We start from the raw sequence: 9,676 nt of genomic DNA on the forward strand, positions 1-9,676 counted from the left end.
ACTTCGACAGGGATGTCGGCAAGTTCCAGCGTTTGCTGTGCGGCTTCACGCACATCTTCGTCGTCATCAACAAACAGAACGCATTCGGCACTGGTTGGCACTGGCTTATCCTTTGACCCGATAACAGGATCAGAGGACAATTTGCGTGTCAGCCCTGATCGTGATGGTTTGCAAGGTATGTGCGGGTTTCTGACGGTGTTTTAGCAGCCGTGAAGGCGGGCGTCGAGATGCTGTTTTTCGGCTCCGTATCGCCGGGGCCATCGTAGCGGAGCTCGACAATGAAGGATGCGCCGCCTTGCGGGCGGTTTTCCGCACGGAGCGTTCCGCCAAAGCTTCGAATGATGCCATAACAGATCGAAAGCCCGAGCCCCAGACCATCACCAAACGGTTTGGTGGTAAAGAATGGGTCAAAAAGCTTGGGCAGGTTGTCTGGCAAAATGCCATGCCCGTTGTCATTTACCTTCACAATCACCCGGTCTTCGCCGCCGGTAATCGCGATATCGATTTCGGGGTTTGCCATATTCTGGCAGGCATCCGCCGCGTTATTGATCAGATTGGTAAAGACCTGGGTCAGCTGATTGGCTTCGGCAATCACGTGTTTGACATCGCCGTGCTGGTGCAGGGTGATGTTTTCGACACCTGCGCGCCCGCTTTCAATCGCAAGATCGATTGCCATTTGCATCTGGGCCGGGACATCGACCGGATGATTATCCTGTTCCGGGCGGCGCGAAAATGTTTTGAGGTTGCCGGTAATGCGCCCCATGCGATCGGTCAGTTCTGAAATCCGTTGCAGGTTGCGGTTTGCCGTTTCCTTATTGTCGCGCGCGATGAACTTCATCGCGTTTTCCGCATAGTTCCGGATGGCGGTCAGGGGCTGGTTGATTTCATGGGCGATCCCTGCGGACATCTGACCAAGGGCGGCAAGCTTGCTGGTTTGGACCAGTTCGGCTTGTGCCGTGCGCAGCGCGTCTTCGGTACGTGACCGTTCGGTAATTTCTTCTGCCAGGCGCTGGTTGGTGTTCATAAGGTCGGTCGTGCGCAGGCGAACTTGGCGTTCAAGTTCGCGTTGCGACCAGTCGCGGATTTCAAGCTGTTCAAGCATCGCGCGCCGGCGTTGCAGGATGATGAAAATCAGACCGGTCAGAATGATATGCGCAGCGCCGCCCATTGCACCGGCACTGATCACGGATCGATCCAGCACGGATTTATCGGTCAGAAGAAACATCCGCCAGCCCTGCTTGGGAAGTGTGCTTGCCGTGACCAGATAGGTTGTCTTGTCTGGCGTGGTCTGGCGCGTTTGCGATTTGCCGGTTGCTTGTTCGTTGGCGGTTCGTGCCTCGTCTTCGCTGGCAACCGGGCCGAGGCTGAGGATTGCCGGGCTGTCGTCAACCGGCCACGCCCCATCCAGCAACGGCATCGGTTCAAGCGGGTAGTCACCATATTTGCGCGACGCGATCAGGCGGGGGCGATCATTGTTGCCGAGCCCGGCAAGATCACGAAACCGCCAATCGAGGTTGGATGAAATAATAACGACGCCGTTCTGATCGGTGACCAGAACGCTTTCGCTGCCGCGTGCCCAGCGCTGCACAAGGGTTTCAAGGTGGGTCTTGACCACGACGGCCCCTGCAAAACTCGTCCCGTCCGGGCGCACCGGGTGGGAGATATAATAACCCGGTACGTTCGAGGTAATCCCGAAGGCAAAGTAATGACCGGTCAGGCCGCTTTTGGCCTGCTGGAAATAGGGGCGGAAGGAGAAGTTGCGCCCGATAAAGGATGCATCGCTGTTCCAGTTGCTGGCAGCCAGGGTGTCGCCATTTTGATCCATGAAATAGATGTCTGAGGCGCCGCTGTCGGCTGCCAGTTTTTCAAGGTAAATGTTGACGGCCTTGGCGATCACCGGATCGGCATGAATTGCAAGATCGATGATGCGTTTATCCGATGCCAGCGTAATCGGCAGATATTCGTGTTCCTTGATCGCGCCCTGAAGGTTGGACCGATACAGCTCAAGCTTGTTGCGCCCATCTTCGGTGATGTCGATCAGCTTTGCCTCATGCCAGAACGTCGTGACCAACCAGACGGTTACCGGCAGCAGTGCGAGCAAACCGCATAATACGATCCGGGATATTCTTTTGATTGAAACCGAAGAGTTCAGCATTCTGTCCACGTTGGCGTTGGGCTTTGATCGACCCCTTCTTAAGGGTGGGAAGTCTTCCCTTAAAGGTGGGGCGTCGGGATTAGATTACAAAAAGATTTCAAAGCCCAGCGCAAATTTTACCGATGCTTCTCGTGCTTGATAATCGTTGGATCAGGCTGTACCTATCAGGAGAGCATCCGCGGGATTTTCAGACCACATTTACGCACGGTTGATCAAGCCCGAACAAACCTGTCAGGAAAGTTCCCTGCATGAGCGACGAAGACACACACCTGATCTGGGTTCTGGCCGATGACCGGACCGGCAATGTCAATCAGTGTTTGGGGGTTGCCGAGGCATTGGCACAGCCTTTCAAGCGCATTGATATCGGGTTTACGAAATTTGTGCGTCTTCCGAACTTTATCCGCAGAACCAGTCTGATCGGGATTGATGAGGCATCGCGCAGGCGACTGGTGGCACCCTGGCCGGATCTTGTCATCTGTTGCGGGCGGCGTTCTGCACCCGTGGCACGCTGGATCAAAAAGCAAAGTCGCGGGCACACACGCATTTGCATCATCATGCGCCCGGATGGCTTCGAAAGTGCCTTTGACCTGATTGCCGTGCCGGCACATGACCGTTCTGTCATTCGTGAGAACATCGTTGAAATCCCGGGTGCGCCGCACCGTGTGACCGAAAGCAGGCTTTTGATCGAGGCCGACAAATGGCGCCCGCATTTCAAAGGTCTGCCCGAGCCAAAGTTTGCCCTAATCATTGGCGGAAGTACCAAGCGCACGACCTTTACAAAGGAAATGGCAGAACAACTGATCGACAAGGCGGTTGAAGCCGCAAGTGCGGTCAACGGGTCTTTGCTTGTCACCACCAGCCGCCGTACGGGTGTGGAAAACGAAGCCCTGATTGCTGAGCGGTTGGCGACATCTGGCGTGCCTTATCACCTGCATGACTGGACATCCCAGGCCGAAAACCCGTATTTCGGCTATCTAGCACTTGCCGATGTGAAGATCGTGACAAGTGATTCCGTTTCGATGTGTTGCGAGGCGGCGGCGGCACCGGGTGGCGTCTATATCTTTGATCCAGATGGTCTGGCCAACAAACGGCACAAACGCCTGCATCAAAGCCTTTATGAGGGCGGCTACGCCAGACCGCTTTTGCCCGACACCGAACTGGTGCCATTCAAGCATCCGTCCTTGCAGCCGGCCCGCATGGTTGCGCAGCGCTGTCTGGAGCTTTTGGGCGCTCCCTGACCTGAAAGGTCGATAACACCTTGTTTTGTTGTGGTGTATCGGGTCTATTCGCCGGGCACCACCACCAAGGAATATCGCCCCGATGTCTTCGTCCCCGACTGATCCGACAGCTGTGCGTGCGTTAAATGCACCGCAATTGTTTCCACGCCACATTGCTGTTGCGATTTTGGCTGCTGTTGCCTGCTTTTTTGCGGCAAACCATGTTGCCGCACGTCTGACATTTGAAAACGGGACAGGGCTGCTTCTGGCTGTTTTATGCCGCTCGGCTGTTGCGCTTTCGATCCTGGTTGCGATCGTCTATTTCAAACGTCATTCCATCCGTTTGCCGCGTGGCCTGGTGCGCTGGCAATTGGTGCTTGGCCTGATGATCACAATCCAGAGCCTGTGTCTTTATTCCGCAGTTGCCCGTGTGCCGGTTGCCCTGGCGTTGCTGACGGCCAATACGTTTCCGATTATCCTCGCCTTGCTGACATGGGGGCTTGGCGGTCCGCGCCCGACGCTGCGCGCAGCAGGTCTGATGTTGTTTATCCTGTCGGGCCTTGTGCTGGCGCTTGATCTTCCGGGCATCCTCGGCGGCGGGGAAGAGGTGACATCAAGCTGGTGGCTGGGCATCGGCTTTGCCCTGATGGCGGCGACCGTTCTTTCGGTGGCTTTCTGGGTGACCGATCACAAGCTTGCCGGGATCAGCGGGCCGGTGCGCTCGATGTTCACCATGCTGGTTGTTTTTGTTTCGATGATCATTGCCGGGATCGGTGATGTCGTGCCGGGTGGCATGGGGCTTCCGAATGCCACGCCGGGATGGATGGGGCTTATGGCCTTGATGCTGCTTTATGGCGGGGCGTTCGCAGTTCTGTTCATCAATGTGCCGCGCCTTGATATGGCGCGCAATGCGCCGGTGATGAATATGGAGCCGATCGCGACATTGCTGTTTGGCTGGGTCATTCTGGGGCAGATGATCAGCCCGATCCAGATGCTGGGCGGGTTGGTCGTCGTCAGCGGTATTGTCATTCTGACCCTGCGCAAAGGGGCCTGAACCGAATAAAAAAAGGGAGCCATTTGGCTCCCTTCATGCAGTGTGTTTGTTTTATCAAACGGCTTGTGAATGACGCCCGTGCGCGTGGTTCAGATAGGTATCAAATGCAGCACAAACGGCGCGCACCAGCGGACGGCCCAACTCGCTCAGTTTAATGTAATTCCCCTGAACTTCGACAATGCCATCCCGGGTCATTGCCTTGATGCGCTCAAGTTCTGGTGCGAAGCGATCGGCCGAAATGCCGTGGCTGGCGCAAACCGGGTCAAGGTCAACGGCAAGATTGCACATCAACTCATTAATGATGTCGCGGCGCAATTTGTCTTCGCTGGTCAGGGCAACACCCTTTTCAATGGCGCATTTGCCACCTTCGACCGCGCGCTGCCAGCGGGCCAGCGCCGGGTCATTTTGCGCATAACCCTGCGGCAGGGACGAAATCGCAGACGGGCCAAACCCGATCAGGGCTTCTGCCCGGTCGGTGGTGTAGCCCTGGAAATTCCGATGCAGCAGGCCATCAGACAGGGCGCGTGCCATGCTATCGGCCTGATGGGCGAAGTGATCAAGTCCGATGGCGACAAAGCCATGCTTGGCAAGGCGGTTCTGGATTTCCTCATACTGTGCCCAGCGTTCCGCGGTATTTGGCAGGGCCTCGGTCGGGATAAGCTGTTGATGCTTTTTCATCCATGGCACATGGGCATAGCCAAAGACCGACAGCCGGTCGGGGCAAAGCTCCACAGTCTGATCAACCGTTTCGCGCAGTGAGTCCACGGTCTGGAACGGCAGGCCATACATCAGATCGACATTGATGCCGGCAATCCCGTGCGAGCGCAATTTGGCAATCACATCACGGACAAGCTGCATGCTTTGAATGCGGTTGACCGCCGTCTGGACCTGTTGGTTGAAGTCCTGAATGCCGATACTGGCACGGTTAAAGCCGCATTCGACCATGGCTTCCATGAAGTCATCGGTCGCCGTGCGCGGATCCATTTCAATGGCGATTTCGGCATCCTCAAGGATATCAAGGCGACAACGAATTGCGGCCATGATGGCGCGCAGATCATCGGCCTTGAGAATGGTCGGGCTGCCGCCGCCAAAGTGAATGTGCGACACAGTGAATTTCTGATCTGTGGGCAGTTTGCCAAGCGTGCCTTCGATCTCGGTCAGAAGGGCTGTGACATAGCCATTTACCGGCTTGTAAGTTTTGGTGATCTTGGTGTTGCAGCCGCAGAACCAGCACATTTCCTCGCAATAGGGGACGTGCAGATAAAGCGATAGAGGTTGCGCGGGATCAAGATCACCCAGCCAGCCTTCAAACACCTCGCCATTCACATCGGCATGGAAATGCGGCGCGGTCGGATAGCTGGTATAGCGCGGCAGTCGCAGGTCGTATTTTTCGTAAAGGGCAAGCTGCATGACGGACATCCCGAAAATTCGTTCTGTCCGTCTTTTGCATTATTCCAAACTTGGCTGCCTTGATATGCGTCAAGGGTGAGGAACAGGGAAGCCGTGTCGTTCGCTCAAAGCCAGCAAAATGTTGTCCTTGCCATCAATGAAGGCATGACCATTTGCGGTACCGGTTTGAAGTGATGATGTCTCGCCGGATTTCAGGATCATTACCGGAAGTGACTGATGATCTTCGCCCAAAAGCGCAATCACGTCGTGCCGGGGACGGGGCCAATTGATATGGCGAATATCAAGTCCGGCAAGCAAGTCCGGGAAAGATCCCAGAACCCCGTCAATCAACGCACAATGCCAGCAGTAAAAGCGTTGGTTTGGCCATGCGGGATCTTCAAAGTCGGGTTTGAGCAGGAATATCGTATCGCGTTCCAGATCCGGCATGGGGTGTGGCCTTTTTGCTGGTGGCACTGTGTTTGCGCCGTGGCGATGTCAGGGATGGCCCTCAAAGATGCTTGAAGGCCGATATCAGATCGGCACGAAGGACGGCCAGACGGTCACGGCCTTCGTCTTCGTCATAGGGTTCGGCGGTGCCAACGCCCCAAACCGGGCCCGGCCATGCGGCGTCGTCCTTGAAACGGCCAATGACGTGGCAATGAAGCTGCGGCACCATATTGCCCAGCATCGCGACATTGGTTTTGAAGGCATCAAAGCGACGTTTGATGACGCTTGAAACGGCAGCGACTTCGTCACCAAGGATTTTGCGGTCTTCCGCACTCAGGTCGTCATAATCGACAAGGTCGGGGCGCCTTGGTACCAGAATAAGCCACGGATAACGCGCATCGTTCATCAAAAGCACATGCGATAGCGGCCCGTCGGTGACAAGGGTGGTATCGGCGGCAAGCTGGGGATGAAGGGTGAATGCGTTATTCATGGTCAGTCCTTATTATCGTGATAGCCCGATCAATGACCCTGCTTATAACCTGCCGTTCTTTCTCTGTCTTGGTCTGTGGTGTGAAATCCGTCAGATAGCTGTGCGGGTATGTGCGAAAATTGGCGGGAAGGTCGGGCCGTCCCGCCAGGGAAATCATGCGACCTTTACATCGCGATGTTTCGCAAGAAGCCGATCAACAAGGCCGATGACTTCTTGTTCGGCTGCATGAATGGAGGCATCGGTTCGTTCGTCGGCAAACTCGTCATATTCAATCGCGGCGCCAAACTGATCGGTGATGCCGATATATTGCAGCGGGGTAAACAGCCCGCCTTCGACAAAGTTCAGGTGCGCAATACGACCATCCGGCCCATAGCCATGGTCGCCACGTGATGACAGGGCGACAATCGATTTGTTGCCGGTCACCATTGGCCAGTAGGGAACGTCGCCACGCGTTCGGTCAAAACCGAATGTCCGGCCGACGCGGACAATGTTATCGACCCAGGCCTTCATCTGTGACGGCAAGCCGAAATTATACATTGGCACCCCGGCAACGATGATGTCGGCGGCAAGCAGTTCGTCGACCAATTGATCGCTTTCGCGCAAGGTGTGGTGCATCCATGCTTCGCGGTCTTCGGGTTTAGTGAATGCAGCATGGACCCAATCCCCGGTCACCGGGCTTGGCGGATTTGCACCGACATCGCGATAGATGATTTCGGTTTCCGGTCGCTTGGCCAGCCAGTGGTCTATGAACTTGGCCGACAAGCGGCGGCTGTGCGAACCATGCTGTTTCTGATCGGATCTGCCGGGCCGGGCGCTGCTGTCGATATGAAGAATTCTGGTCATCATGTTCTCCATGTGATGAAAATGGTTCATCTGTGTTTTGGTTTGATAACCAAGGATTGACGGAATTTAATTCACACGGCAAAATCGAATTCCTCAGCAAACAGATGAGTTGAATTCATTCATATGTCGTTGCCGCCGCTTGCGACCCTGCGCGCCTTTGAAGCCGCAGCACGCCATCAAAGTTTCAAGAATGCCGCATCCGAGCTTGGCGTCACGCCGACCGCGATCAGCCATCAAGTGCGTCTGCTTGAAGAAACGCTGGGTGTCCGGTTGTTTGACCGCAAGCCACGGCAGGTTGTTCTGACCGATGTCGGGCAGGAGCTATATCCGGTTTTGCGTGATGGCTTTGCCGCCTTTGCCAAGGCGGTTGATCGGGTGCGGAACCGCCCGGTATCGCGCAGCATGACGGTTTCAGTCATTCCATCCTTTGCGGCAAAATGGCTGTTGCCACGCCTGTCTGGGTTTCAGGCAGAATACCCTGATATCAACTTGCGACTTCATACCTCGCCAGAGGCCGTCGACCTTGCCGGTGGTGTGGCGGATGCGGCCATTCGATATGGTGTTGGGCCCTATCCGGGATTGGTTGCGCACAAGATGTTTCGCGAACAGTTCGTGCCACTTTGCAGTCCGGCACTGGGCCTGAAAAAACCGGAAGACTTGCGCAATGCGACCTTGCTGCATTTTGACTGGTTGCGCCCGGATGACGCGACCCCGACATGGCAAAGATGGGGGCAGGTGGCAGGTGCAGCAGATCACTTGCCATCTGCGGGGATCAGTTTTTCCGATGACAGTCACGCCATTCAGGCGGCGATTGCTGGCCAAGGCGTTGTTTTGGCCAGTCCGGTGATGGTGCGCGCAGAAATTGATGCAGGATTGCTGGTGATGCCATTTGGCCCGGAAATCAAAGGGCATTGTTATCACTATGTGCACACTGGCCGGGGCGATAACCTTCGCGAAGTTGAAGCATTCGGGGAGTGGATCAGAAGCGAAGTGGCATCTTCGGCGCCAATTCCCGAGCAATCCGGCGATTGACGATTGACCTTGCGGGCTGCATCGGAAACCATATGCGATTGTTAATCACTCGTGTGGATGGATCATGCCCCGCTTTGCCGCCAACCTTTCGTTTCTGTTTGCCGACTTGCCGTTTGAAAAACGGTTCGCCGCGGCGGCAGATGCAGGCTTTGTCGGGGTGGAATATATCGGCGCCTATGACATGCCGCTTTCCACGGTCAAATCGCTTCTGAGCGACAACGGTCTGGAGCAGGTTTTGTTCAACCTGCCCGCCGGTAACTGGGAGGCGGGTGACCGCGGTCTTGCCTGTCGCCCGGGGCGCGAGGAAGCTTTTCGCGACTCTGTCGTGCAGGCGCTTGATTACGCGGCGGCAACCGATTGCAAGATGCTCCATTGCATGGCCGGGCTGATGGGCAAGGGGGAAGATCCCGGCGAACTTGCCCGGCTTTATTGCGACAATCTGCTTTATGCTGCGGACCTTGCCGATCAGGCCGGGGTCGATATCCTGATCGAGCCGATCAATCCGCTTGATATGCCGGGTTATTTGCTTAATTCCATCGAACAGGCGGCCGTGATCCTTGAACAGCTTGATCACCCGCGGCTGAAACTGCAGTTCGATATCTATCACGCCCAGATTGTTGGCGGGAACATCGCCGCGCGGCTGGATAAGCATATCGACAGCATCGCCCATGTTCAGGTCGCCGGTGCACCGGGTCGGCATGAGCCTGACAGCGGGGAACTTAATTACCCCTTCCTGTTCTATATGCTGGATCGCATTGGCTATGAAGGCTGGATCGGCTGCGAATACAAACCGCACGGCAAGACCGAAGACGGGCTTGGCTGGGTCCGGCCATGGATGCCAAAACCCGGCGCCTGATCCCCTGGATTTATTCGATCAGAATGGCACGAAAATCATTCACATTGGTCAGGGTCGGGCCGGTCACCAGAAGATCATCGATCTTGGCAAACGCGCTATAGGCATCGTTGTTGACCAGATATTCGCGAAGGTCGATACCGGCCTTCTGGGCGTTTTGCCAACTTTTGGCGTCAATGATTGCCCCGGCGTTGTC

Annotated in this window: 10 protein-coding genes; 4 read left to right on the forward strand and 6 right to left on the reverse strand. The window is 55.9% G+C overall.

Going from position 1 to position 9,676, the window contains the following annotated elements; all coding sequences use genetic code 11:
- Nucleotides 1-148: 148 nt before the first annotated feature.
- Nucleotides 149-2,101, reverse strand: coding sequence for a sensor histidine kinase (locus B3Z49_RS18060; protein ID WP_296993356.1), 1,953 nt, complete (start codon nt 2,099-2,101; stop codon nt 149-151).
- Between the two features lie 302 nt (nt 2,102-2,403).
- Between B3Z49_RS18060 and B3Z49_RS18065 the strand changes: the two genes are divergently transcribed.
- Both B3Z49_RS18065 and B3Z49_RS18070 read left to right on the forward strand, forming a co-directional pair.
- Nucleotides 2,404-3,393 (forward strand): mitochondrial fission ELM1 family protein, encoded by a 990-nt coding sequence (locus B3Z49_RS18065; RefSeq protein ID WP_296993357.1) that lies wholly within the window; start codon nt 2,404-2,406, stop codon nt 3,391-3,393.
- 82 nt (nt 3,394-3,475) lie between these two features.
- Entirely contained in the window at nt 3,476-4,426 is a 951-nt protein-coding gene (locus tag B3Z49_RS18070; protein ID WP_296993359.1) for an EamA family transporter, read from the forward strand.
- Nucleotides 4,427-4,480: 54 nt separating this feature from the next.
- Here B3Z49_RS18070 and hemN read toward each other — a convergent pair whose 3' ends face one another.
- The 4 genes from hemN to B3Z49_RS18090 form a co-directional block, all read right to left on the reverse strand.
- Entirely contained in the window at nt 4,481-5,836 is a 1,356-nt protein-coding gene (hemN, locus tag B3Z49_RS18075) for an oxygen-independent coproporphyrinogen III oxidase (RefSeq protein WP_296993361.1), read from the reverse strand.
- Between the two features lie 69 nt (nt 5,837-5,905).
- Nucleotides 5,906-6,262, reverse strand: coding sequence for a DUF3088 domain-containing protein (locus B3Z49_RS18080; protein WP_296993362.1), 357 nt, complete (start codon nt 6,260-6,262; stop codon nt 5,906-5,908).
- Nucleotides 6,263-6,323: 61 nt separating this feature from the next.
- The gene (locus tag B3Z49_RS18085; protein ID WP_296993365.1) at nt 6,324-6,752 is read right to left on the reverse strand and encodes an HIT domain-containing protein; all 429 of its coding nucleotides are present in this window, start codon (nt 6,750-6,752) and stop codon (nt 6,324-6,326) included.
- A gap of 153 nt (nt 6,753-6,905) precedes the next feature.
- Nucleotides 6,906-7,595, reverse strand: a complete 690-nt coding sequence (locus B3Z49_RS18090; protein WP_296993366.1) for an FMN-dependent NADH-azoreductase — start codon at nt 7,593-7,595, stop codon at nt 6,906-6,908.
- 123 nt (nt 7,596-7,718) lie between these two features.
- On the opposite strand from B3Z49_RS18090, the gene gcvA reads away from it, so the two are divergent.
- Together gcvA and otnI are read left to right on the forward strand one after the other, a co-directional pair.
- On the forward strand, nt 7,719-8,627 hold the full coding sequence (gene gcvA, locus B3Z49_RS18095; protein ID WP_296993367.1) for a transcriptional regulator GcvA: 909 nt from the start codon (nt 7,719-7,721) through the stop codon (nt 8,625-8,627).
- A gap of 64 nt (nt 8,628-8,691) precedes the next feature.
- Nucleotides 8,692-9,483: a 2-oxo-tetronate isomerase gene (otnI, locus tag B3Z49_RS18100; RefSeq protein WP_008891339.1), complete on the forward strand. Its 792-nt coding sequence runs from the start codon at nt 8,692-8,694 to the stop codon at nt 9,481-9,483.
- 10 nt (nt 9,484-9,493) lie between these two features.
- Here otnI and B3Z49_RS18105 read toward each other — a convergent pair.
- On the reverse strand, nt 9,494-9,676 hold a 183-nt coding region (locus tag B3Z49_RS18105), incomplete at its 5' end, for an MOFRL family protein (RefSeq protein WP_296993368.1).

The sequence above is a fragment of the Thalassospira sp. UBA1131 genome (assembly GCF_002311515.1).
GTDB lineage: Bacteria > Pseudomonadota > Alphaproteobacteria > Rhodospirillales > Thalassospiraceae > Thalassospira.